This is a genomic window from Microbacterium sp. NPDC055599 (genome assembly GCF_053618975.1).
Window position 1 is genome coordinate 21,629 of record NZ_JBSHIM010000002.1, and the last position, 22,299, is coordinate 43,927.

General features: G+C 70.3%; 24 protein-coding genes. 13 read left to right on the forward strand and 11 right to left on the reverse strand.

The features are described 5' to 3' along the window. Positions 1 to 25: 25 nt before the first annotated feature. The 3 genes from ACWGQ1_RS01620 to ACWGQ1_RS01630 form a co-directional block, all read right to left on the reverse strand. Positions 26 to 523 carry an HNH endonuclease gene (locus tag ACWGQ1_RS01620; RefSeq protein WP_452312231.1) on the reverse strand — a complete coding sequence of 166 codons (498 nt, stop codon included), beginning with the start codon at positions 521 to 523 and terminating at the stop codon, positions 26 to 28. A 305-nt stretch (positions 524 to 828) separates the two neighbouring features. Continuing rightward, a complete protein-coding gene (locus ACWGQ1_RS01625; protein ID WP_240744570.1) occupies positions 829 to 1,563 on the reverse strand; it encodes a M23 family metallopeptidase in 735 nt (244 codons plus the stop codon). Positions 1,564 to 1,931: 368 nt separating this feature from the next. Continuing rightward, on the reverse strand, positions 1,932 to 2,633 hold the full coding sequence (locus ACWGQ1_RS01630) for a metal-dependent transcriptional regulator (RefSeq protein ID WP_136031553.1): 702 nt from the start codon (positions 2,631 to 2,633) through the stop codon (positions 1,932 to 1,934). A 101-nt stretch (positions 2,634 to 2,734) separates the two neighbouring features. On the opposite strand from ACWGQ1_RS01630, the gene serC reads away from it, so the two are divergent. Then, entirely contained in the window at positions 2,735 to 3,847 is a 1,113-nt protein-coding gene (gene serC, locus ACWGQ1_RS01635; RefSeq protein ID WP_136037069.1) for a phosphoserine transaminase, read from the forward strand. Positions 3,848 to 3,857: 10 nt separating this feature from the next. Here serC and ACWGQ1_RS01640 read toward each other — a convergent pair whose 3' ends face one another. Further along, positions 3,858 to 4,520, reverse strand: coding sequence for a DUF3027 domain-containing protein (locus ACWGQ1_RS01640; protein WP_378802650.1), 663 nt, complete (start codon positions 4,518 to 4,520; stop codon positions 3,858 to 3,860). Continuing rightward, on the reverse strand, positions 4,504 to 4,884 hold the full coding sequence (locus ACWGQ1_RS01645; protein ID WP_136031547.1) for a cold-shock protein: 381 nt from the start codon (positions 4,882 to 4,884) through the stop codon (positions 4,504 to 4,506). The genes ACWGQ1_RS01640 and ACWGQ1_RS01645 overlap by 17 nt, the downstream gene beginning before the upstream one ends. 116 nt (positions 4,885 to 5,000) lie before the next feature. Between ACWGQ1_RS01645 and ACWGQ1_RS01650 the strand changes: the two genes are divergently transcribed. From ACWGQ1_RS01650 to ACWGQ1_RS01675, 6 genes are all read left to right on the forward strand, one after another. Beyond that, positions 5,001 to 5,276: a multidrug ABC transporter ATPase gene (locus ACWGQ1_RS01650; RefSeq protein WP_136031545.1), complete on the forward strand. Its 276-nt coding sequence runs from the start codon at positions 5,001 to 5,003 to the stop codon at positions 5,274 to 5,276. A 10-nt stretch (positions 5,277 to 5,286) separates the two neighbouring features. Beyond that, positions 5,287 to 6,996, forward strand: a complete 1,710-nt coding sequence (locus tag ACWGQ1_RS01655; protein WP_452312232.1) for a helicase-associated domain-containing protein — start codon at positions 5,287 to 5,289, stop codon at positions 6,994 to 6,996. A 37-nt stretch (positions 6,997 to 7,033) separates the two neighbouring features. After that, a complete protein-coding gene (locus ACWGQ1_RS01660; RefSeq protein WP_136046254.1) occupies positions 7,034 to 8,680 on the forward strand; it encodes a DNA repair helicase XPB in 1,647 nt (548 codons plus the stop codon). Positions 8,681 to 8,752: 72 nt separating this feature from the next. Further along, the gene (locus ACWGQ1_RS01665) at positions 8,753 to 9,445 is read left to right on the forward strand and encodes a response regulator transcription factor (protein ID WP_136031539.1); all 693 of its coding nucleotides are present in this window, start codon (positions 8,753 to 8,755) and stop codon (positions 9,443 to 9,445) included. A gap of 55 nt (positions 9,446 to 9,500) precedes the next feature. Further along, positions 9,501 to 11,192, forward strand: coding sequence for a sensor histidine kinase (locus tag ACWGQ1_RS01670; RefSeq protein WP_136031538.1), 1,692 nt, complete (start codon positions 9,501 to 9,503; stop codon positions 11,190 to 11,192). Between the two features lie 139 nt (positions 11,193 to 11,331). Then, positions 11,332 to 11,619: a WXG100 family type VII secretion target gene (locus tag ACWGQ1_RS01675; protein ID WP_136031536.1), complete on the forward strand. Its 288-nt coding sequence runs from the start codon at positions 11,332 to 11,334 to the stop codon at positions 11,617 to 11,619. Between the two features lie 74 nt (positions 11,620 to 11,693). Here the strand turns inward: ACWGQ1_RS01675 and groL are convergent, their stop codons facing one another. From groL to ACWGQ1_RS01695, 4 genes are all read right to left on the reverse strand, one after another. Next, the gene (gene groL / locus ACWGQ1_RS01680) at positions 11,694 to 13,313 is read right to left on the reverse strand and encodes a chaperonin GroEL (protein ID WP_136037073.1); all 1,620 of its coding nucleotides are present in this window, start codon (positions 13,311 to 13,313) and stop codon (positions 11,694 to 11,696) included. A gap of 123 nt (positions 13,314 to 13,436) precedes the next feature. Then, positions 13,437 to 14,015: a LytR C-terminal domain-containing protein gene (locus ACWGQ1_RS01685; RefSeq protein ID WP_206252986.1), complete on the reverse strand. Its 579-nt coding sequence runs from the start codon at positions 14,013 to 14,015 to the stop codon at positions 13,437 to 13,439. 69 nt (positions 14,016 to 14,084) lie between these two features. Beyond that, positions 14,085 to 14,342 carry a DUF3263 domain-containing protein gene (locus tag ACWGQ1_RS01690; RefSeq protein WP_136031532.1) on the reverse strand — a complete coding sequence of 86 codons (258 nt, stop codon included), beginning with the start codon at positions 14,340 to 14,342 and terminating at the stop codon, positions 14,085 to 14,087. A gap of 9 nt (positions 14,343 to 14,351) precedes the next feature. After that, positions 14,352 to 15,344 carry a DUF2332 family protein gene (locus ACWGQ1_RS01695; RefSeq protein ID WP_452312233.1) on the reverse strand — a complete coding sequence of 331 codons (993 nt, stop codon included), beginning with the start codon at positions 15,342 to 15,344 and terminating at the stop codon, positions 14,352 to 14,354. A gap of 72 nt (positions 15,345 to 15,416) precedes the next feature. On the opposite strand from ACWGQ1_RS01695, the gene msrB reads away from it, so the two are divergent. After that, the gene (gene msrB, locus ACWGQ1_RS01700) at positions 15,417 to 15,821 is read left to right on the forward strand and encodes a peptide-methionine (R)-S-oxide reductase MsrB (protein WP_136031528.1); all 405 of its coding nucleotides are present in this window, start codon (positions 15,417 to 15,419) and stop codon (positions 15,819 to 15,821) included. Further along, the gene (locus tag ACWGQ1_RS01705) at positions 15,818 to 16,516 is read left to right on the forward strand and encodes a nitroreductase family protein (protein ID WP_452312234.1); all 699 of its coding nucleotides are present in this window, start codon (positions 15,818 to 15,820) and stop codon (positions 16,514 to 16,516) included. The genes msrB and ACWGQ1_RS01705 overlap by 4 nt, the downstream gene beginning before the upstream one ends. Here ACWGQ1_RS01705 and ACWGQ1_RS01710 read toward each other — a convergent pair whose 3' ends face one another. Continuing rightward, the gene (locus ACWGQ1_RS01710; RefSeq protein WP_136031603.1) at positions 16,517 to 17,428 is read right to left on the reverse strand and encodes a DMT family transporter; all 912 of its coding nucleotides are present in this window, start codon (positions 17,426 to 17,428) and stop codon (positions 16,517 to 16,519) included. Between the two features lie 211 nt (positions 17,429 to 17,639). Here ACWGQ1_RS01710 and ACWGQ1_RS01715 point away from each other — a divergent pair, with 211 nt between their 5' ends. Genes ACWGQ1_RS01715 through ACWGQ1_RS01730 form a run of 4 tightly spaced genes read left to right on the forward strand, consistent with a single transcriptional unit; the run spans position 17,640 to position 21,312 of the window. After that, the gene (locus ACWGQ1_RS01715; RefSeq protein ID WP_136031524.1) at positions 17,640 to 18,551 is read left to right on the forward strand and encodes an ABC transporter ATP-binding protein; all 912 of its coding nucleotides are present in this window, start codon (positions 17,640 to 17,642) and stop codon (positions 18,549 to 18,551) included. Continuing rightward, positions 18,548 to 19,360 carry an ABC transporter permease gene (locus tag ACWGQ1_RS01720; protein WP_136031522.1) on the forward strand — a complete coding sequence of 271 codons (813 nt, stop codon included), beginning with the start codon at positions 18,548 to 18,550 and terminating at the stop codon, positions 19,358 to 19,360. Before ACWGQ1_RS01715 ends, ACWGQ1_RS01720 begins: the two co-directional genes overlap by 4 nt. A 9-nt stretch (positions 19,361 to 19,369) precedes the next feature. After that, complete coding sequence (locus tag ACWGQ1_RS01725) at positions 19,370 to 20,638, forward strand: histidine kinase (protein ID WP_452312235.1); 1,269 nt, start codon at positions 19,370 to 19,372, stop codon at positions 20,636 to 20,638. Further along, on the forward strand, positions 20,635 to 21,312 hold the full coding sequence (locus ACWGQ1_RS01730) for a response regulator (protein ID WP_452312236.1): 678 nt from the start codon (positions 20,635 to 20,637) through the stop codon (positions 21,310 to 21,312). Before ACWGQ1_RS01725 ends, ACWGQ1_RS01730 begins: the two co-directional genes overlap by 4 nt. Before the next feature lie 4 nt (positions 21,313 to 21,316). Here the strand turns inward: ACWGQ1_RS01730 and ACWGQ1_RS01735 are convergent, their stop codons facing one another. Next, positions 21,317 to 22,273: an aldo/keto reductase gene (locus ACWGQ1_RS01735; protein WP_452312304.1), complete on the reverse strand. Its 957-nt coding sequence runs from the start codon at positions 22,271 to 22,273 to the stop codon at positions 21,317 to 21,319. Between the last annotated feature and the right edge of the window lie 26 nt (positions 22,274 to 22,299).

The following is a 22,299-nucleotide window of genomic DNA, read 5'->3' on the forward strand; positions in this document are numbered from 1 at the left end:
GATGCGCGCCCTCGGCCGCTCAGGGTCACGCCGCGAGGGCGAGGTACGGCTCCCACCGCGGGTCGCTCCGCTCGGACCCCCGCACCGTCCAGGCGGTGCCGTGGGGTGGGCGCGGCGCGAACCGCAGCTGCCACCGCATCTCCTGCGGCGTGCGATTGCTCTTGAGGTTGTTGCACCGCAGGCAGCACGCGACGAGGTTCTCCCACGAGTCCGCTCCCCCGCGCGACCGGGGCAGGACGTGGTCGATGGTCGATGCCGACTTGCCGCAGTAGCCGCAGCGGTGGTCGTCGCGGCGGAGCACCCCGCGCCGGGTGACCGGAACACGTCGCCCGGTCGGCACCCGCACGTAGCGGGACAGGATGATCACGGCTGGCCGGTCGTAGACACCGTGCGTCCCCCAGACGGGGTCGTCTTCGACGCGCTCGATCACGGTCGCTTTCTCATTCATGACCAGGACCAGTGCTCGCTTGAACGACACGATCGCCAGCGGCTCGTACCCGGCGTTCAGGACCAGTGTGCGCATTCGTCATCCTCTCGATCCGCCGGGACGGCTTCCCGGCACTCTCGACTCACACGGCATCGCACAGGCGGTGGAGTGCACGCAGGGACGAAAAAAGGCGCTGTCTAGAGACAGCGCCTTTCGCGCGCGGCAGGACCGCGGCATCCCTGCGGGCGATGCTGAAGGACGTGACGACCGAGGGCATCCATGGTTCGGATGGTCGGTATTCGCTCCATCAGCCTCTCCCGCCTGTTCGACGACGGGTTCAGGCTAACCCATCCCACAGGGGGCAGGGCGCAACAGCGGGTGAACGATCGGAGGTGTGTCCGTCAGCCGGCGTTGATCGAGAGCCAGTTGCCCGGCTCCACCAGGCCGCCGTTGATCCACACCTCGAAGTGCAGGTGGTTCGCGGTCGAACGTCCCGTGCTGCCGACGTAGCCGATGAGCTGACCGGCCGCGACGCTCTGGCCGGCCTGCACCTGACGCGAGCCGTAGAGCATGTGGCCGTACGTGGTCTGCACGCGCTGGCCGCCGATGACGCTGTCGAGCATGACGCAGACGCCGTAGCCGCCGATGTTCTCGGCCGAAGCCCGGACGACGCCGGCCGCAGCCGCGTAGATCGGGGTGCCCGCGGGTGCGAGCATGTCGATGCCGTTGTGACCGCCGCCGATCGTGCGGCTGACGTGCCACGAGCCGAGCGGCAGCGGATAGCGCACCTCGCCGGAGCCCGGCGCGGTGAGCGCGTAGCCGGCCGTGTTGAAGCGACCGCCCGACGACGAAGCCGCAGCGGTGGCGGCGGCCGCGGCGCGAGCGGCAGCGGCCTCCTCGGCCTTCTTCTTCGCGATCTCGTCGGGAGTCGTCGCGCTGAAGGTGCCGCGCACGACGGGAGCGGAGGTCGCCTCGGAAGCGACGACCAGCGACTGCGCGTCGACCGCGGCGAGCTGCTGCACCGTCGTGGTGGCGGCATCGGCCGGCTTGGACGCGGCGTAGGCGGGAAGCGCGACGGCGGCGACCAGTGCACCGACGGCACCGAAGATCGCCACCGACCGGAGAGGCTTGACCACCTTTCGCGCCGTCACCTTCGGTGGGGTGCGGCGAGCCGGAACTCGATCTTCAGGTGTCTTCTCGGTCGGTTCGATGTCTGCGGCCAAAACGTGGTCCTCCTGGGCCTTCGCACCTCGGGTGTGCTGGCTCATCAGCGCTCTCCTCGATGGCGCGGATGGGGAATCGGGTACGAGAGTCATCCGTGCCGAGAAGACGATGAGCCTGAAGGCGTATCTTCGCGGTCCATCCCCAACGGGCTTCTTCGCTGAGGACCTGACCGAGGTTACCGGAAGATAACGATCATGTCACCCTGGGAAACTGGCAATCCTCGGTGAGGCCGTCCCACGCCCCGAGACGGTGCGCGACGAACCGCGATTCTGCGGCGCGATCAGGCCGGTTCGCCCACCAGGAAGATGTGCGACGCGAGCTCGACGGGAAGCTCGAGCCCCTCGTCCTTGCCGTCCATCTGGATGAGGACGTAGCCCTCGTTGAACCGGAAGTCACCGCGCGCCCCCGGTACGACGCCCGCATCGCGCAGCTGCTCCAGCAGTTCGGGGTCGACCTGCGCGGGCTCGGCCAGACGACGCACCGTGCCCTCGACGGGCTCGCCCGCCGCGTTCAGACGCTGCACCAGACCGACGACGCCCTCATCGAACGTCCGGGCCGGGAGGTCGCCGAGCTGATCCAGACCGGGGATCGGATTGCCGTAGGGCGACTCCGTGGGATGCCCGAGCAGCTCGACGAGGCGGCGCTCCACCTGCTCGCTCATCACGTGCTCCCAGCGGCAGGCTTCTTCGTGCACGAACGCCCAGTCGAGTCCGATCACATCCGACAGCAGGCGCTCGGCGAGACGGTGCTTGCGCATCACGTCGACCGCCTTGCGGCGACCGGCGTCGGTGAGCTCGAGCGTACGATCCTCGGAGACCACGACGAGCCCGTCGCGCTCCATCCGCCCGACCGTCTGCGACACGGTCGGTCCGGAGTGGCCGAGCCGCTCGGAGATGCGCGCGCGCAGCGGCACGATGTTCTCCTCCTCGAGCTCGAGGATGGTGCGGAGATACATCTCCGTGGTGTCGATCAGATCGGTCATGTGCGGGCCCTCCGAAGTTCTTAGGCAAGCCTACATTCCCGCGGGGACATCGGATCGACCGCGGGCGGGGCTGCCCCGTGCGCTCCCCCTAGAATCGACCCATGGCGATCGAGATTCCCGGTGACCTCCTGCCCGCTGACGGGCGTTTCGGCTGCGGCCCCTCGAAGGTGCGGCCCGCACAGCTGGAGGCGCTGCTCTCCTCCGGCTCGTCGATCCTCGGCACCTCGCATCGTCAGGCGCCCGTGAAGAACCTCGTCGGCAGCGTGCGCGAGCGGCTCGCCGCGCTGTTCCGCATCCCGGACGGATACGAGATCCTGCTCGGCAACGGCGGCTCCACCGCGTTCTGGGACGCCGCAGCGTTCGGCCTCATCGAGCGTCGTAGCCAGAACCTCGTGTTCGGCGAGTTCGGCGGCAAGTTCGCCGCCGCCGCCGGGGCCCCGTGGCTCGAGGCCCCCGACGTGCGCAGAGCGGAGCCGGGGTCCCGCACGCAGGCCGCATTCGTCGACGGGATCGACGTGTACGCGTGGCCGCACAACGAGACCTCGACCGGCGTGAGCGCTCCGGTGTCGCGCGTCGACGCCGACGGGGCCCTGACCGTGATCGATGCGACGAGCGCGGCGGGCGGCATCGACTTCGACGTCGCACAGGCCGACGTGTACTACTTCGCCCCGCAGAAGAACCTCGGGTCGGACGGCGGACTGTGGTTCGCGGCCGTCTCGCCCGCCGCGGTCGACCGCATCGAGCGCATCGCCGCTTCGGGCCGCTACATCCCCGAGTTCCTCAGCCTCAAGCAGGCGGTCGACAACTCCCGACTCAACCAGACCCTCAACACCCCGGCGCTGACCACGCTGCACCTGCTCGACAGCCAGCTGCAGTGGATCCTCGACAACGGCGGCCTCGCCTGGGCTGCGGCGCGCACCGCGGAGTCGTCCTCCGTGCTGTACGACTGGGCCGAGGCCTCCACCGTGGCGACGCCGTTCGTGTCCGACCCGGCACACCGCTCGCCGGTCGTCGCGACGATCGACTTCGACGACAGCATCGACGCGGCAGCGATCGCGAAGACGCTGCGCGCCAACGGCATCGTCGACACCGAGCCGTACCGCAAGCTCGGACGCAATCAGCTGCGCGTCGCGACGTTCGTCTCCATCGAGCCCGACGACATCCGTCAGCTCACGCGCTCGATCGACTACGTGCTGGAGAACCTCGGCGGCTGAGCGCCGGGACTCACTCCTCCTCGTCGACCTCGCCGGCGTCCGCACCGCGGACGTCGGCGTCGTCGTCTTCGGCGTCGTCGTCTTCGGCGTCGTCGTCCTCCGCGTCGTCGGATGCGGAGTCGTCGAGTTCGTCGTCGGATGCGGAGTCGTCGAGTTCGTCGTCGGATGCGGAGTCGTCGAGCTCGTCGATGTCGACGCCGTCGAGGTCGCCGGCGTGAAGGATGTCGGACGCCTCGTCGTCATCCTCGTCGAGCTCGTCGTCCAGGACATCGTCGAGTTCGACGTCCGCGGCTCCGTCTGACCGGTCGCCGTCATCGCCGTCCGTTGCCGCCGCAGCCGCGTCGGCGAGCTCGGCCTGGTGCGCGCGATACTCCGCCAGGCGCTCGGCCCAGGGCACCCATTCGGGCGCGAGGAGTGCGCCGTCGCCCGGCAGGAGCTCGGCCTCCAGCACCGTGGGCTCTTCGTCGTCGACGCGGGCCACCGTCACGGTCCAGTACCACCCCGGATATCCGGCCAGCCGGTTCTCGAAGCGCAGCGAGACCGATCCGTCTTCCTCTGCGATGTATCCGGCGGCCGGCCCGATGGTGGACGCGGGAGTGAACTCGCGCAGCGCTGCGAGCGCGAGATCGTGGGCCTCGACGAGGCGGGCGTCAGCCTCAGGCTTCGAGGTCATCAGCGACCTTGCGCAGAACGGCTGCGATCTTGCGGCCGTGACCGGAGGACGGGTAGCGCCCGCGACGCAGATCGCCGCCGATGCCGTCGAGCAGCTTCACCAGGTCTTCGATGATGATCGCCATGTCGTCGGCGGGCTTGCGCTTGGCCTTCGCCAGGCTGGGCGGGGCCTCGAGCACCCGCACGGACAGCGCCTGCAGGCCGCGCTTGCCATCGGCGACGCCGAACTCCACGCGCGCACCCGCCTTGATCGCGGTGCCGGCCGGCATCGCGGAGGCGTGCAGGAAGACGTCCTGGCCGTCATCGCTGGCGATGAAGCCGAAACCCTTGTCTTCGTCGTAGAACCTGACCTTGCCGGTGGGCATGGGTGAACCTCGCTGGTATCGAAAAGCAGAACAGAGCGCGCTCGTGCGCGTGCGTCCAGCCTACCGGTCGCGGGGCGAACGGAACCGACCGCGCCGGGGCGAGTAGTCTGGAGCGGATGAGCACGCAGAGCCCCGGACCGGAGGTCCCCATCCGCCGGATCGATCGCATCCTGGCGTTCACCGCACTCGGGATCGCCGCCGCCTCCGTGGTGTGCTTCTTCGCGATCATCATCGGCACCGCCACGGGCATGGACCGCGCCGCGTTCGGTGAAGGCGCGTGGCCGGTCGTCGCCGCGATCCCCTACTGGGGGCTGCCGCTCGCGTTCGTGCTGATCATCACCCTGCTGATCATGAGCTTCGTCCGGAAGGGTCGCGCGCAATCGCGTCGCTGAGCCCCCGCCGATGAGCACGCACGCACGACCGCTGGCCGACCGCCTGGCCGCAGCGAGCGATGCCGAGCTCCGGGAGCTGTTCGCCGCCCGCGGCGTACGCCCCGACGCGACGTGGCAGGACTTCTTCGATGCGGCCGAGGCCCTGCTGGAACCGTCCTCCCTGAGCCGAGTCCTCCCGGCACTCACCGCCGCGGAGGCCGCGTCCCTCGTGGATGCCGTCGCCGGTGAGCGGCCGGGCGAGGGCCGCGAGCGACTGGTCGCCCTCGCCCTCCTGCGCGCCGACGGGACACCGCAGCCGCCCGTGGACCTGCTGGTCGAAGGCCGCGCGCGGCCGACGCCGATCGACGCCACTCCCCCCGCGCCGTCCTCCGAGGCCACGTCCGCTCACGCCGCCGAGCGCGCCTTCACCACGGTCGCGCGCCTCGCCGACCTCCTCCTCATCGCCAGGGAGCGGCCCTTCGCCCTCCTGCTCGGCGGAGCGGTGAGCGCCGGCGAGAAGCGACAGCTCGCCGAGGCCGGGCTGCCCACCGAGGCCATCGACCTGCTCTCCGGACTCGCCGTCCGTGCCCGGCTGGCGGCCCCGGTCGACCGTCGGCTGCGGACGACCGCGCTCGCCGAGGAGTGGCTGCGCTCTTCCGTCGCCGCCCGCTGGACGCTCCTCGCGACCGCCTTCCGCGACTCCCTGCCGCGCGGTCTTCGCCCGGCGACTGCCGGGTGGATCCCGGTGTCGCAGTGGCCGCTCGCGCACCCCTGGGACGCCGCCTGGACGGAACACGCCGCTGAGCTCACGGAATCGGCCCGGCTGATCGGTCTGATCGCCGACGACGGCACCGAGCCCCCCTGGGCCGCGCCGCTCCGACGCGGAGAGCCCGCCGACGCCCGCACCCTCGTCGCACAGCTCCCGGCGGAGGTCGACCGCATCTTCCTCCAGAACGACCTCACGGCCATCGCTCCCGGTCCGCTGCAGCCCGCCCTCGACGTGCGACTGCGCACGATCGCCGTCCGGGAGTCCGCTGCACAGGCCTCCTCCTACCGGTTCACCGCCGAGTCGGTGGCCCACGCCTTCGCCACCGGGGAGAGCGAACACTCCATCCTCGACTTCCTCGGCGCGATCTCCCTCACCGGAATACCCCAGCCGCTGGGCTACCTGGTGGCGCAGACCGCCCAACGGCACGGCCTCATCCGGGTGTCGGTCGACGGCGAGACGGGGCGCACCCGGATCGAGAGCAGCGACCCGCACGTGTTGGAAGCCCTCGCGGTCGATCAGGCGCTCCGACCGCTCGCGCTCACAGCCCACGTGGGCTCGCTCACCACGCGAGTGGCACAGGACACCGTGTACTGGGCGCTGACGGACGCCCGCTACCCCGCGAGCCTCGTCGACGAGGACGGAGCGATCGTCGTGCGCGACCGCCACCCCGCCGCTCCCCCGGCCGACGGACACGACCCCGCTGACGACTACGACACGCTGATCGCCCGGTTGCGCGATCGCCAGGGGCCGGACGCCGATGCCGCCTGGCTCGACCGGGAGCTCGAAGCCGCGGTGCGAGCCAAGGCCGTCCTGCGTGTGACGGTCGGCATGCCGGACGGATCCACGCGGGACCTGCTCCTGGAGGCCACGGGTATCGGCGGCGGACGGCTGCGCGGCCGCGACAGGGCCGCCGACGTCGAGCGCACGCTCCCGGTGTCGAGCATCCGCGCGGCGACCGTCGTGGCCCCGTGAGGCCCTGCCCTCCGGACGGCCGGTAGACTGGGCAGCTATGTCTGATGGCCCCCTGATCGTCCAGAGCGACCGCACCGTGCTGCTCGAGGTCGCCCACGCCGATGCCGAGAGCGCCCGACACGAGCTCGCGATCTTCGCCGAGCTGGAACGCGCGCCGGAGCACATCCACACGTACCGCATCACCCGCCTGGGACTGTGGAACGCGCGAGCCGCAGGGCACACGGCAGAAGACATGCTGGAGACACTCGACCGCTGGTCGCGTTTCCCGGTGCCCCCGTCGGTCGCCGTCGACCTGCGCGAGACCGTCAACCGCTACGGGCGGCTCGTCATCGAGCGCGACGACGAGGGCGTGCTGATCCTGCGGTCGACCGATCCCGCCGTGCTGGCGCAGGTCGCGAACAACAAGCGCATCCAGCCGCTGCTGATCGGCCACCCGACTCCCGAGACCTTCGTGGTCGACGCGTGGGCCCGCGGACAGATCAAGCAGGAGCTGCTGAAGATCGGCTGGCCCGCGGAGGACCTCGCGGGCTACACGCCCGGCACTCCGCATGAGATCGAGCTCGCCGAGGACGGCTGGCACATCCGCCCGTACCAGCAGGACGCGGTCGACGCCTTCGCGAAGGACGGCTCCGGCGTCGTGGTCCTCCCCTGCGGCGCGGGCAAGACGATCGTCGGGGCCGGAGCCATGGCCGCGACGAAGACGACGACGCTGATCCTCGTGACCAACACGGTCTCGGCGCGACAGTGGCGCGACGAGCTGCTCAAGCGCACCAGCCTCACACCGGAGGAGATCGGCGAGTACTCGGGGCAGTCGAAGGAGGTCAAGCCGGTCACCATCGCGACCTACCAGATCCTCACCGCCAAGCGGAAGGGCGAGTACGCGCACCTGGCGCTGCTCGACGCCTTGGACTGGGGCCTCATCGTGTACGACGAGGTCCACCTCCTGCCCGCGCCGGTGTTCAAGCTGACCGCCGACCTCCAGGCCCGCCGCCGCATCGGCCTGACCGCGACGCTCGTCCGTGAGGACGGCCGCGAGGGCGACGTCTTCAGCCTGATCGGGCCGAAGCGCTTCGACGCTCCCTGGAAGCAGATCGAGGCGCAAGGGTTCATCTCCCCGGCCGTCTGCTACGAGGTGCGCGTGGACCTTCCGCCGAGCGACCGGCTGGAGTACGCCGCGGCGACCGATGACGAACGCTACCGCCTCGCCGCGTCGGCGCCCGCCAAGATCGACGCCGTCCGCGAGCTGATCGCGAAGCACGAGGGAGAGCAGATCCTCGTGATCGGCCAGTACCTCGATCAGCTCGACTCGCTGTCCGATGCGCTGAACGCACCGCAGATCACCGGATCGACGCCGGTCGAGGAGCGCGAGGAGCTGTACCGCGCCTTCCGCGAGGGCGACATCTCACTTCTCGTGGTGTCGAAGGTGGCGAACTTCTCCATCGACCTGCCCGAGGCCTCGGTCGCCATCCAGGTGTCCGGCTCGTTCGGCTCACGGCAGGAGGAGGCCCAGCGGCTCGGACGGCTCCTGCGTCCCAAGCAGTCCGGACACACGGCGAGCTTCTACACGCTCGTCGCTCGGGACACGATCGACCAGGACTATGCGCAGAACCGCCAGCGGTTCCTCGCCGAGCAGGGCTACAGCTACACGATCATGGACGCGGACGCGATCGCCGCGGCCGCCTAGCCTCGGCGGCGCGGCTTCCGGCGCTCCGAAGGTAATCAGCAACCGCATGGCCGAAGTCACCATAATGGGGACATGACTGCTGCGCGCATCCTGGTCGTCGACGACGAGCCCAACATCCGCGACCTGCTCTCCACGGGTCTCAGCTTCGCCGGGTTCCAGGTGAAGACGGTCGCCAACGGCGCCGCCACGATCTCGGCCGTCCTCGAGGAGGAGCCGGACCTCATCATCCTGGACGTCATGCTGCCGGACATGAACGGCTTCAGCGTGACCAAGCGCCTCCGCGGCGCCGGCTTCACCGCTCCCATCCTGTTCCTCACCGCCAAGGACGGCACGGACGACAAGATCGAAGGCCTCAACGCCGGCGGCGACGACTATGTCACCAAGCCGTTCAGCCTCGACGAGATCGTCGCCCGCGCCCAGGCCATCCTCCGTCGCACCATGCAGGCCGACGAGGAGTCGATCATCCGCGCCGGCGAGCTGTCGATGGATCAGGACACCCACGACGTCTACGTCGGCAAGGAGCCGATCGAGCTGAGCCCCACCGAGTTCAAGCTCCTGCGCTACCTGATGCTCAACCCCAACCGGGTGCTGTCGAAGGCTCAGATCCTCGACCACGTCTGGGAGTACGACTTCAACGGCGATGCCGGCATCGTCGAGAGCTACATCTCCTACCTGCGTCGGAAGATCGACCCGCACACGGAGGAGTCGCTGATCCAGACGAAGCGCGGCTTCGGCTACATGCTCAAGGTCGGCAAGACGGTCTGACGACGTCGCACGGATCCGCCCTCGACGGCGGGATCGCCACAGCAGGGAGGGCCGCATGGCGCACGAGCCGGATGCGGTGACCACGTGGTGGCGGCGGATCAGCCTCCGCGCCAAGGTCACCGGCGTCACGGTCGCCGTGCTCGCGCTCGGTCTGCTGGTGGCCGGGATCGGCACGGTTCCGCTGCTCCGCAACGCGCTCGTGGAGAACATCAACGCGCAACTTCCTGCCCTCGTCACGAGCGATCTGATCGAGCGCTACTTCGACACCACGACGATCGACGGCGTCACGACCTACACGCCCCGCGACGAGAAGCCCCGCGACTTCTCTTTCGCGGTGTACGACGCGGAGGGCGCGCTGCGCGCGACGGCCCCCAGCGCGTCGGGTCGTGCCCCCTTCTTCCCCGCGGAGTACTCGCTCTCGGAGGCGCAGGCGAACGAGGACAAGGTGCTCGCGCTCGAGGGGGACAACGGCAGCGTCTACCACGGGGCCGTCGCCCTGGTGCAGCAGGAGGGCACGCCGCTCAGCATCCAGATGGTCGCTCTGCCGTTGGCCGAGGCCGATCGCATCATCAGCCAGTACTTCGGCATCTACATCACGATCGCGCTGATCACGATCTTCGTCGCCGCATTGCTCACGCGCGGCCTGGTGACGCTGACGTTCCGGCGGCTGGGGCAGGTCGAGCAGACCGCCATGTCGATCGCGGCGGGCGACTTCCGACAGCGCCTCACCGACCTGGAACCGACCACCGAGGTGGGCCGCCTCAATGCCGCGATCAACACGATGCTCGACCGCGTCGATCGCTCCCTCGCGCAGCGCGACCGGACCGTGCAGCACATGCGACGCTTCATCGGAGACGCGAGCCACGAGCTGCGCACCCCGCTCGTGAGTGTCCGCGGCTACGCCGAGCTCTATCGCATGGGCGCGATCACGGGCGAAGAGGACACCGCCAGGGCCATGGAGCGCATCGAGAAGGAAGCGATCCGGATGGGGGTGCTGGTGGAAGACCTGCTGGCGCTGGCTCGGCTCGATGAGGAGCGCGAGCCCACGATCGAGCCGCTCGACCTCCGGCCGATCGCGCGCGACGCGGCGCTCGACGTACGGGCGGCAGCACCCGGCCGGGTGGTCTCGGTGATCGACCGGACGCTGGAGAACGTCCCCACGGCACCGGTGCGCACGCCGATCGTCCCGATCGAGCCCGAGCGCACGACCCCGCGCGTGCGGCCGCTCGCACCGCTGTCCCGGCTGCGCCGCCGCGCCAAGCAGAACGAGGAACCGCCGGCCATCGACTTCAGCGAGGTGCAGGACATTCCCGTGCGGACACCGCCGATCGTGCTCGGCGAGGAGAACAAGGTGCGCCAGGTCGTGACCAACCTCTTGGGCAACGCGCGGCGCTTCTCCCCCGCCGACAGCCCCATCGAGATCGTCGTGGACTCGGATCGCCTGGCGGGAACGGCGAGTATCGCCATCGTCGATCACGGCGAAGGCGTGCCGCCGCAGATCCGGGAGCAGATCTTCGAGCGGTTCTGGAGAGCGGACACTTCGCGGGCGAGGGAGACCGGCGGATCCGGGCTGGGCCTGGCGATCGTGGCCTCCATCCTGAAGGCGCTCAACGGCGACATCGCGGTCTCCGAGAGCCCGGGGGGCGGAGCGACCTTCACGGTCACGCTGCCCCTGGCACCGGCCCAGGCTACGCCGGCCCACCTGCTCGAAGACACGCAACCGCTCGACCCGCTCGACCTGCCCTGACTGCGACGCGTGGCGCTGGCTCTGCACGGAGTCGTGAGCGGACGAGGTGTCCCCAGGACGCAGGGGTGACCCGCCTCCCGTCCGCTCCATCGACGTGGCCTCACCTACCGTCGGAAGCTCCGAGATGAAGGAGTTCCTCATGACCGTATTCACCGTCGACACCGATGCCATGCACGCCGCGCACGCCTCCACCCGCGCGACCATCGAGCGTCTGCGTGCCGAGTCATCGACGCTCATGGCGCAGCTCAGGCAGTTGCAGTCGTCGTGGGTGGGAACCGCGTCCAATGCGTTCCAGGGGTGTGCCGAGCAGTGGCAGGGCGCGCAGCTCCACGTCGAGCAGGTGCTCGACGGCATCGGCACATCGCTCGGCTCCGTCGCGACGCAGTACGCCGACGCCGACCAGTACTCGGCGAGCATGTTCCGCTGAGCGTCGGCTTCACTTCCCGTGAACACCAGAAAGCCCCCGGCCGGAGCCGGGGGCTTTCTGTGGATGCAGCGGGATCAGAAGTCCATGCCACCCGAGGGGTCACCCACGGGAGCGGCAGCCTTCTCCGGCTTGTCGGCGACGACGGCCTCCGTCGTCAGGAACAGGCCGGCGATCGACGCGGCGTTCTGCAGCGCGGAGCGCGTGACCTTCGCCGGGTCGATGATGCCCTGTGCGAACATGTCGCCGTACTCGCCGCTGGCGGCGTTGAGGCCCTGGCCCGCGGGGAGCTCGGAGACCTTGTTGGCGACGACACCCGGCTCGAGACCGGCGTTGAGGGCGATCTGCTTGAGCGGAGCCTCGATCGCCACGCGGACGATGTTCGCACCGGTCGCCTCGTCACCCTCGAGGGACAGGGCGTCGAGCGCCTTGGTGCCGGACTGGATGAGCGCGACGCCACCACCGGGGACGATGCCCTCCTCGACGGCCGCCTTCGCGTTGCGCACGGCGTCCTCGATGCGGTGCTTGCGCTCCTTGAGCTCGACCTCGGTCGCAGCGCCCGCCTTGATGACGGCCACGCCACCGGCGAGCTTCGCCAGGCGCTCCTGCAGCTTCTCGCGGTCGTAGTCGCTGTCGGTGTTCTCGATCTCGCGACGGATCTGCGTGACGCGACCCTCGATCTGGTCGGCCTCGCCGGCACCCTCGACGATCGTGGTCTCGTCCTTGGTGACGATGACCTTGCGGGCACGACCCAGCAGGTCGAGCGTCGCGTTCTCGAGCTTCAGGCCCACCTCTTCGGTGATGACCTGGCCGCCGGTGAGGATCGCGATGTCCTGCAGCTGCGCCTTGCGACGGTCGCCGAAGCCGGGAGCCTTGACGGCGACCGACTTGAAGATGCCCTTGAGCTTGTTCAGCACGAGCGTCGCCAGAGCCTCGCCCTCGACGTCCTCGGCGATGATGACGAGCTCCTTGCCGTCCTGGATCACCTTGTCGACGATGGGCAGGAGGTCCTTGATGTTCGAGACCTTCTGGTTGGCGATGAGGATGTACGGGTCCTCGAACACGGCCTCCTGGCGCTCCGGGTCCGTGACGAAGTACGGGTTCAGGTAGCCCTTGTCGAAGCGCATGCCCTCGGTGAGCTCGAGCTCGGTGCCGAAGGTCTGCGACTCCTCGACGGTGACCACACCCTCCTTGCCGACCTTGTCGATCGCCTCGGCGATCAGCTCGCCGATGGCCGGGTCTGCCGCCGAGATGGACGCGGTCGCGGCGATCTGCTCCTTGGAGTCGATCTCCTTCGCGCTGCTCAGCAGCTCCTCGGTGATGGCGGCGACGGCCTTCTCGATGCCGCGCTTGAGGGAGATGGGGTCGGCGCCGGCCGCGACGTTGCGCAGACCCTCGCGGACCAGGGCCTGGGCGAGCACCGTGGCGGTCGTCGTGCCGTCACCGGCGACGTCGTCGGTCTTCTTGGCGACCTCCTTGACGAGCTCCGCGCCGATCTTCTCGTACGGGTCGTCCAGCTCGATCTCCTTGGCGATGGAGACACCGTCGTTCGTGATCGTGGGGGCGCCCCACTTCTTCTCGAGCACGACGTTGCGACCACGCGGGCCGAGGGTCACCTTGACCGCGTCGGCGAGGATGTTGAGGCCACGCTCGAGGCCGCGGCGGGCCTCCTCATCGAAGGCGATGATCTTTGCCATGAGTTTTGTCGTCCCTCCTGGACGTAGACGGTGGGTTTAGCACTCAGAGTGAGAGAGTGCTAACGCCATTCTGGCACTCGACACCATCGAGTGCAAGCCGCGTCGCCCGCCTGTGGAGGGGCGTCAGGGAGCGGGAGTCTCCTCGGACTGCTCCGGCGCCGACGCTGAGCGATCGAGGCCGATCACGACGGTGAGCTGCTTGCCGCCCGTCTCGTTCAGATCGGCGTAGAAGTCGTCCTGCTTCACCGCAGCGCCCCCGATCACCCCGGCGAGACCCACGGCCGCCTGCTCGTCCGCGTCGTCGACGTAGTAGATGGTCGTCGTGGCGAAGTCGTCGCTCGCGCTGTCCGTGGCGAACACGATCCCCGCCGGCCAGCCGGCATTGATGAGAGTGTCACGCATCTGGTCGTCGAGGCCGGAATCAGGGGTCGCGTTGAGGATCATGACCGAGTAGCTCGGGTCGATCACACCCGTCTCCTCCGGTGTCGGCACCGCGCTGGGGCCTGCCTCGGGGAACAGCTCGATGCGCCCCATGACGACCAGCGAACCGAAGATCCCGGCGATGATCAGAACGAGCGCAGCCACGAAGGACCACAGCAGGACCACCCAGCCGTTCATGCCCGGAGCCTCCGCGCGGTGGGCCCCGACGCGTCCGGAGGCGCGGGGAACGTCATCGAATCGGTCACGGGAGGGCTTGGACACCCCTCGATGCTAGCGGCACGATGCTGGCAATCCGCGACGGAGGCCAGCGAGCGGAGCGAAGCGGGTCCGTCAGCCGACGAAGCCGGGCATGCGCGCCGCCCGTCGGGTGCCCCGGGTGTCGCGGAGCCGTCGCAGCCGCCGCACCAGGACCGGGTCGAACGCCAGGGCCGCCTCGGAGTCGATGAGTCGTCCGAGCAGCTGGTAGTAGCGCGCCGCGCTCATGCCGAGGGTGCTGCGGATGACCTCTTCCTTCATGCCGCCATGCCGCGGCCAGGCGGCTTCGAGGGCGAGGATCGCGCGGTCGCGTTCCGTGAGGTCTCCGAGCATGGCTCCAGGTTAGGACGCGGTGACGCCATCGCCCGCGCGCCACTCCCACCATCGCCCGAGCGGGTCGGCCGCCGCCCGCACCCTGCCGTCGAGCGCGACCACGAAGCCGGACCATGTCGTCGCGTCCACGGACGGCCGCCACACGTCGAGCAGTCCGGGTGGGTCGATCGTGATCCATCGCGCCGGCAGCCCCTGGATCTGCGCGACGAGAGCCTCGCGCGCACGGCGGGGGATGTGGACGAGCACCCCGGGCGTCGTGACGACGGGGGTGGCACCCACAGGCACCATCGCCAGGAGCTCCTCGAGCCTCTCGGCCGCGTTGCCGGCGAGCAGCAGCGGTGGATCGGCTGCAGCGATGTCGAGCGCGGCCTCGATGCGGCGCTCGCGCCCGGACTCCCCCGGCCACACGAGCCCGCGCAGCCACCGCCGGTCTCCGTCGTCCGCGGCATCGAGCGGTGCGAGATCGATGCCGCCCCGCCACACGACCTCGGGCAGGCGAACACTCGGCATCGTCCCCGTCACCCGACTCTGCAGCACGACCGGGGAGGGACCGTCGTGCGGGTCGACGGCGAGCCGTTCGGAGCCCTCGGCCGTCACGTAGCGATACGAGTACCGGTCGGGGTACAGGCAGAGACCGGCCGATGCGCCGAGCTCGAGAAGCGCGATCGGCCCCTCGATCTCGGAGAGGACCGGGAGCAGCGCCGCCAGCCGCAGCGGCTCGTTCGTCTGCAGGGACCGCGCCGCGCACTCGGCCACGAGCACGTCGGCGTGCGCCAGGACGAAGGCGCGCCACGCCGCGTAGTCCTCGAGCGGGGCGCCGAGCAGCCGGGACACCGCGAACACCAGCGGTGGCTGGCGGTGCGTCTCCGGGATGCGACGCAGCACATCGCGCAGCTGCTCGTCATCGCTGACGCCGGCCGCCCACTCCCCGTACAGGGGGCTGCGCCCGGGGGCTTCGTCGCGCGCGAAGCGGGCATAGCGCTCCCGGATCGGGTCGGTCATGCGTCCATTCTGACGCGCAGCGCCGAGACACCGCCGCAGCGTGGAGAATGGAGAGGACCCGAGGAGGACGCAATGTCGTACAGCGTGGACAAGACCGAAGACGAGTGGCGCAAGGAGCTCGGCGAAGAGCAGTACGCGGTGCTGCGCCAGGCCGCGACCGAGCGCGCCTGGACCGGAGAACTGCTCGACGAGGAGCGCGCCGGCCTGTACACGTGCGGAGCGTGCGGCGCCGAGCTGTTCAAGAGCGGCACCAAGTTCGACTCCGGGTGCGGGTGGCCCAGCTTCTACGAGTCGATCCGGCCCGACGCCGTTGAGCTCCTGGAGGACGACAGCCTGGGCATGGTGCGCACCGAGGTCCGCTGCGCCGCGTGCGGCTCACACCTCGGGCACGTGTTCCCCGACGGCTTCGGCACTCCCACGGGCGACCGCTACTGCATGAACTCGATCGCGCTGAACTTCACACCAGACGAGTCGTGAGCGCGCTCGACGCCGTCCGCGCACGACAGTCCTGGTCGAAGGTCGGAGACACCGCGCCCGGGCGGGAAGAACTGCTGACCCTGGTGGCCGCGGCCGGACGCGTCGCCGATCACTCCTCGCTGCGACCGTGGCGGCTGATCGAGCTGCGCGGCGCCGATCGAGAGGCCCTCGGAGCAGCGATCGCCCAGGCGCAGGGCGACGACTCCCCCTCGACGAAGCCGCTGCGCGCCCCCCTGCTGATCGCGGTGGTGGCCAGCTACCAGCCGAGCGAGAAGGTGCCGCGGTGGGAGCAGGAGGCCGTCGCCTCCGGCGTCGCCCACGTGCTCAGCCTCCTGCTGGACGAAGCAGGGTGGGGTGTGATCTGGCGCACCGGACATTACACGCGGTCGCAGCCGGTCGCGGCGATGCACGGCCTCGCCGACGACGAGGAGCTGCTGGGCTGGCTGTACGTCGGCGACAAACCGCCGGGGAAGTCGCCGGGCCGACGCAAGGCCGTCGACGCGCGCAGACTGCTGACGCGTCTCCCCTCGACCCAACCGGCCGTCGCCGCCGCCGAGCCCGCCGAGAACGAGAAGAAGGCCGAGGCGAACGCGGAGAAGAAGGCCACCAAGAAGGCGAAGAAGAAGGCGAAGAAGAAGGCGAAGAAGGCCGCCAAGAAGGCGAAGAAGAAGGCCGCGAAGGAGAACCCCGCGTAGTCACCGGCGACGACGCCGCGGCACTGCCACGACGACCGACGCCACCGCGACGACGACCATCGCGATCACCTGCCACAGCGCCGGTCCCGCCTCCGCAGGCCACAGCACGTCGATCACCACCGAGGTCACCAGCTGGCCCAGCACCGAGCCGAGCCCCATCAGCAGCACACCCGTGTGAGCCACGATGAACGCGCCGAGCAGGATGTACGCGGCACCGAGGAACCCGCCGAGGTAGAGCCACGGCTCGGCCGGGAGGGGGTCCGGCGCTCCGCGCAGCGCGACGCTCAGGGCCGCGGCGACCGCGAGCACGACCGTGCCGGCGATGAAGCTCATGAGCGTGGCGGCGATGGGCGACTGCACGCGCTGCGCCAAACGCCCGTTGGTCGCGGCCTGCCAGGCGATGCCCACTCCCGCGAGGAACGGCAGCACCAGCATCCACAGCGGAGCGGACGCCAGGACGTCGCCCGACAGGGAGATCGCGACCGCGGCGAGCGCCAGCGCCCCACCGAGCAGGCGACCGGGGGTCACCGCGACGACGCCCGCGGGCCCGAAGCCGATCCGGTCCAGCACCAGGCCGTGGAGCGTCTGCCCCGCCACCACGCCGACCGTGAACAGCGAGACGCCGAGGACGCCCGCTGTGAGCCCCTGCGTCGAGACCGTGAGGGCCCCGCACGCGCCGCCGAGGAGCATCCAGAACGGGACGGAGCGCCCGCGGATCCCCCGCCATAGCCGTACGGCACCGCGACGGGCGAACGGCAGGAGCGCGATCACGACCGCGAGCGCCACGAGCCCGACCGAGAAGGAGAGGAAGCCCGCGACGATGCCGTTGTCGACCCGTACGCCCAGCACCCCGTTGATCCGCGCCTGGATGGCGGTCATGACGCCGATGGCGACGGCTCCGCCGAGGGCCAGGGGCGCGGGGAGTCGACGGGCGTCTGTCACCCGTCGACCCTATCCGAGCCCCGGAACCCGACGGCTCACGGCGCTCCCGGGCGCAGCATGGTTGCCCCGGACGGCACCCCGGTGCAAGCGGTCTCTCATCCATCCGGGGGAGGATGCGGAGCGCGCGGAAAGGTACCGCGGGCGGACGCGCGCGGCGGGCGCCGTCCGTAGCGTGGACGACATGATCACAGCAGAAGGCCTCACCAAGAGGTTCGGAGACAAGACAGCCGTCGATGACGTGTCGTTCACCGTCCGGCCGGGCACGGTCACCGGGTTCCTCGGCCCGAACGGTGCCGGGAAGTCGACGACCATGCGCCTGATCGTCGGACTCGACCGGCCCACCTCGGGTCGCGCTGCCGTCGGCGGGCGCGAATACCGCAAGCTCCGCGCCCCGCTCACCGAGGTCGGGGTGCTCCTCGACGCGAAGGCCGTGCACACCGGGCGCAGCGCCAGGAATCATCTGCGGGCGATGGCCGCGACCCACGGCATCCCCGACTCGCGGGTCGACGAGGTGATCGACCTCGCCGGCATCGGCTCCGTCGCCCGCAAGCGCGCCGGGAAGTTCTCCCTGGGCATGGGCCAGCGCCTCGGCATCGCCTCGGCTCTACTGGGTGACCCGCATACGTTGATCCTCGACGAGCCGGTCAACGGTCTCGACCCCGAGGGTGTGCGCTGGGTGCGGCAGTTCGTGCGCCACGCCGCCTCGGAGGGGCGGACCGTGCTGCTGTCGAGCCACCTGATGAGCGAGATGGCGCAGACCGCCGACCACGTGATCGTGATGGGACGCGGGCGTGTCCTCGCCGATGCTCCCCTCGCGGACCTCGTGCGTTCGTGGACCAGGAACACCGTTCGGGTGCGCACGCCGCGTCCCGCGGAGCTCGCCGCGGCCGTGGGGGCGCCGGACGTCGAGATCGTCAGCTCCGCGCCGGATCTGCTCGACATCGTCGGTCTCCCGGCCGCACGCATCGGCGACCTGGCTGCCGAACGCGGTATCCCCCTGCACGAACTCACGCCCACCACCGGCTCTCTCGAGGACGCCTACCTCGCTCTCACCGGCGACGCCGTCGAGTACCGCACGAAGGAGCTCTCATGACCACGCAGGCCCCCGTCGCCACGACACCGCGCGTCGACACCGGTCGCCGGCTCACCTTCTTCCGGGCCGTCCGCAGCGAGACCATCAAGCTCACCACGCTGCGCTCCACGTGGTGGTCCATCGCGATCGCCGCCGTCCTCACGATCGGCATCGCCATGCTGATCGCCCAGGCGGTGGACGTTCCGGGGTTCGAACCCATCCAGGCCGTGGTCATGCCGATCCAGTTCACGATGCTGTTGGCGGGAATCATCGGCGCGATCGCGGTGACCGGCGAGTACTCGACCGGCATGATCCGCTCGACGCTCACGGCCGTTCCGGTGCGCGGGGCCGTCCTGCTCGCGAAGTCGCTCGTGCTGGCGCTGTTCCTGTTCGTGTCCTCGCTCGTGATCTTCGGTGTCGCGGCCGTGGCGGTCGGGATGATCGTCGGTTCCCGCGATCAGAGCATCGACTGGTCCGACCCGTCGGCGTCGTTCCTGCCGATCCTGGTCGCATCGCTGTCGATGTCGGTGTTCGCACTGATCGGCGTCGCGTTCGGGTTCATCCTGCGCTCGGGCGCCGGCGCGATCGCCGCGACGGTCGGCCTGCTGTTCGTGCTGCCGATCGTCGGGAACTTCTTCTCGATGGCCGGTGAGGCGTGGGCGTGGGTGGTGGACGCCGCGACCTATCTTCCGGTGGCGGCCGCGCAGAGCGCGATCCTCCCGGGTGAGGGAGCGGCGCTCGAGGCCCCCGTCGCCTTTCTGACGCTCGCTTGCTGGGTGGTCGGAGCGCTGCTGGCCGCATGGGCGGTCCTGCGCACGCGCGACGCGTAGAGTCGGCCCGTGAGGAGAACGCGCAGCCGCAGCGACTCGATCCGTGAGGACGAGGAGCTGCGGCTTCCGCGTCCGCCCGGGGTGTTCCGACGTTTCTGGGCGCGGCACCCCGTGGTCGCCGACGTCCTCCTCGCGGCGCTCTGCGTCCTGCTCACGCTGACACCGGCCGCGCGTCTGGACGCTCTGCCGGAGCCGTGGGCCGTCGTCCGTGCGATCGTCTGGCCCCTGGCCGTCCTCGCCGCCTGTGCCACGCTGCTGTGGCGGCGGCGGCTCCCGCTGCTCCCGGCGGTCGCGGCGTATGCACTCGACGTGTTCTTTCTGCTCGCGGGTTCTCCGGGCAGCAGCCCGCTGCTCCTGATCGCGGGCTTCTCCCTCGCCGTCCACGGGTCGTCGCGCGCGGCCTGGGCGGCCTTCGGCTGGGGTGTCGCCGCGGTGTCGGCGGTCGCCGGCGCGCTGCTGCTGACCGGTGGCGTCACCCTCCAGTCGGGCCTCAACACGGTCCTGAGCACCGTGGTCCTCGGTCTCATCGGCACTCTGATCGGCGTGAACGTCGGCAATCGCCAGCGATACATCGACGCGGTGATCGACCGATCGCGGCAACTCCTGGTCGAACGCGATCAACAGGCCCAGCTGGCGGCGGCCGCGGAGCGCGCGCGGATCGCCCGCGAGATGCACGACATCGTGTCGCACTCGCTGACGGTGATCGTCGCCCTGTCGGAGGGTGCGGCCGCGACCCCCGATCACACGCAGGCCCGCGCGGCAGCCTCGACCGCTGCCGAGACGGCCAGGAGCGCGCTGGCGGAGATGCGATCGATGCTGGGCGTGCTGCGCGACGACGACTCGCCGCTCCCCCTCGCGCCGGTCGAGCCCGCCCAGCCGCGGGAGACGGTCGAAGCCGCCCAGCGCGCGGGGTACCCGGTGACGCTCACGGTGACGGGCACCGCCGACGTCCCGCCGTCCGTCGCCCACGCACTGGGCCGGATCGTGCAGGAGGGGGTGACGAACGCCATGCGCCACGCTCCTGCCGTCTCGATGATCGGTGTCTCGATCGGCTATTCCGACGACGAGGTCCGCGTCGAGGTGGTCAACGACGGCGTCTCCGGCACCGACGTCGGCGCGGGCGGCTTCGGCCTCCGCGGACTCACCGAACGCGCGGCGCATGTCCACGGCCGGCTGCACTCCGGACCGGACGGTCCCGGCCGATGGCGCCTGCACGCCCGACTGCCCCTCAGCCCGGTCGTCCCCGCGACGACACCCACCCCGGAGGACCCCTCATGACATCGCCGATCCGCGTGCTCCTCGTCGACGACCAGGAGCTGATCCGCCTCGGCTTCCGGATGGTGCTCGAGTCCGAACCCGACATCGTGGTCGTCGGGGAGGCGAAGGACGGCCGCGCGGCGATCGCCCAGAGCGCGGCCCTTGCGCCCGACCTCGTGCTCATGGACATCCGGATGCCCGAACTCGACGGCATCGCCGCCACGTCGGCCATCGTGCGCGACCACCCGGAGACCCGCGTGCTCGTGCTCACGACCTTCGACCTGGACGAGTACGCGTTCGGGGCGATCCGCGCGGGAGCGAGCGGGTTCCTCCTCAAGGACGCGCAGCGCCGCGAGATGCTCGCAGCGGTGCGGGCCGTGCACCGTGGGGACGCCGCGCTCTCCCCCCGCATCACCCGCCTGCTGCTCGAGCACGTGGGGCCGCGGCTCGGATCCGGAACACCGGCGGAGCCCGACCGCGCGGATGCGTCCCGCTACGCCTCGCTGACCGACCGGGAGCAGGAGGTGTTCCTGGCGATCGGTCAGGGCCTGACCAATGCCGAGATCGCGCGCGCTCTCTATGTGGGCGAGTCCACCGTCAAGACGCACGTGGGCCGGGTGCTGGCCAAGCTCGACGCCCGCGATCGCATCCACGCGGTCATCCTCGCGCATCGGCTCGGACTCGTCGGCGACTGACGACTCAGGCGGCGGAGGTCGGCGTCCACGCCGAGACATCGTTCAGACGGTGCACCTCGTCGGACGACAGCTCGAGCCGTGCGCCCTCCAGCAGGTCGGGCACCTGATCCACGGAGCGGGCGCTCGCAATCGGGGCGACCACGGTCGGCTGGGCCCGGAGCCAGGCGAGCGACACCGCGGCGATCGAGCTTCCGCGGGCGTGCGCGACCTCACCGAGCGCGTCGAGGACGCGCAGGCCCTGGTCGGTGGCGTAGCGCGCGGCACCCGCGGCCCTCGGCGACGCCTCGCCGCTGGCGTCGGTCGAGCGATACTTCCCGGTGAGGAACCCACTCGCCAGGGCGTAGTAGGGCACCAGCCCGAGTCCGAACTCCTCGGCGACCGGGATGATGGTGTCTTCCACGACGTTACGGTGCACGAGGTTGTAGTGCGGCTGGATCGCGATCGGCTGCGCGACCCCGAGCCGCCCGGCGATGTCGACCCACTCGCGAATGCGCTCGGCCGAGTAGTTCGACACCCCCACGTGTCGCACGAGGCCGTCGCTGACCAGCTGGCCGAACGCGGCGACCGTCTCCTCCAGCGGAACGGTCTCGTCGTCGAAGTGCGCGTAGTACAGGTCCAGCTCGTCGACGCCCAGCCGCGTCAGTGACGCCTCCGCTGCGGCGCGCACCGTGGTCGCGGAGAGCCCGGAGAAGTCCGGATGCTGGCTCACCTTCGTCGCGACGACGACACCCCGCGGACGGCGGGAAGCCAGCCACTCCCCGATGATCTCCTCACTCTCCCCGCCCCGATTCCCCGGGACCCACGCACTGTACGAGTCCGCTGTGTCGATGAAGTCGCCGCCACCGTCGACATAGGCGTCGAGGACGGCGAAGGATGCGTCGCGATCGGCGGTCCAGCCGAACACGTTGCCACCGAGGGCGAGGGGGAAGACGTCGAGGTCACTGCTGCCGATGCGGGTCATGCTCATCACAACCGCGATCGCGATAC

Coding starts and splice junctions, on each gene's coding strand:
- ACWGQ1_RS01695 (WP_452312233.1), bottom strand. CDS start 15,344: ATGACCGACCCGATCCGGGAGCGCTATGCCCGCTTCGCGCGCGACGAA.
- ACWGQ1_RS01715 (WP_136031524.1), top strand. CDS start 17,640: ATGATCACAGCAGAAGGCCTCACCAAGAGGTTCGGAGACAAGACAGCC.
- serC (WP_136037069.1), top strand. CDS start 2,735: ATGGCGATCGAGATTCCCGGTGACCTCCTGCCCGCTGACGGGCGTTTC.
- ACWGQ1_RS01645 (WP_136031547.1), bottom strand. CDS start 4,884: ATGCCCACCGGCAAGGTCAGGTTCTACGACGAAGACAAGGGTTTCGGC.
- ACWGQ1_RS01655 (WP_452312232.1), top strand. CDS start 5,287: ATGAGCACGCACGCACGACCGCTGGCCGACCGCCTGGCCGCAGCGAGC.
- ACWGQ1_RS01640 (WP_378802650.1), bottom strand. CDS start 4,520: ATGACCTCGAAGCCTGAGGCTGACGCCCGCCTCGTCGAGGCCCACGAT.
- ACWGQ1_RS01670 (WP_136031538.1), top strand. CDS start 9,501: ATGGCGCACGAGCCGGATGCGGTGACCACGTGGTGGCGGCGGATCAGC.
- ACWGQ1_RS01630 (WP_136031553.1), bottom strand. CDS start 2,633: ATGACCGATCTGATCGACACCACGGAGATGTATCTCCGCACCATCCTC.
- msrB (WP_136031528.1), top strand. CDS start 15,417: ATGTCGTACAGCGTGGACAAGACCGAAGACGAGTGGCGCAAGGAGCTC.
- ACWGQ1_RS01720 (WP_136031522.1), top strand. CDS start 18,548: ATGACCACGCAGGCCCCCGTCGCCACGACACCGCGCGTCGACACCGGT.
- ACWGQ1_RS01620 (WP_452312231.1), bottom strand. CDS start 523: ATGCGCACACTGGTCCTGAACGCCGGGTACGAGCCGCTGGCGATCGTG.
- ACWGQ1_RS01735 (WP_452312304.1), bottom strand. CDS start 22,273: ATGACCCGCATCGGCAGCAGTGACCTCGACGTCTTCCCCCTCGCCCTC.
- ACWGQ1_RS01730 (WP_452312236.1), top strand. CDS start 20,635: ATGACATCGCCGATCCGCGTGCTCCTCGTCGACGACCAGGAGCTGATC.
- ACWGQ1_RS01660 (WP_136046254.1), top strand. CDS start 7,034: ATGTCTGATGGCCCCCTGATCGTCCAGAGCGACCGCACCGTGCTGCTC.
- ACWGQ1_RS01675 (WP_136031536.1), top strand. CDS start 11,332: ATGACCGTATTCACCGTCGACACCGATGCCATGCACGCCGCGCACGCC.
- ACWGQ1_RS01665 (WP_136031539.1), top strand. CDS start 8,753: ATGACTGCTGCGCGCATCCTGGTCGTCGACGACGAGCCCAACATCCGC.
- ACWGQ1_RS01690 (WP_136031532.1), bottom strand. CDS start 14,342: ATGCTCGGAGACCTCACGGAACGCGACCGCGCGATCCTCGCCCTCGAA.
- groL (WP_136037073.1), bottom strand. CDS start 13,313: ATGGCAAAGATCATCGCCTTCGATGAGGAGGCCCGCCGCGGCCTCGAG.
- ACWGQ1_RS01650 (WP_136031545.1), top strand. CDS start 5,001: ATGAGCACGCAGAGCCCCGGACCGGAGGTCCCCATCCGCCGGATCGAT.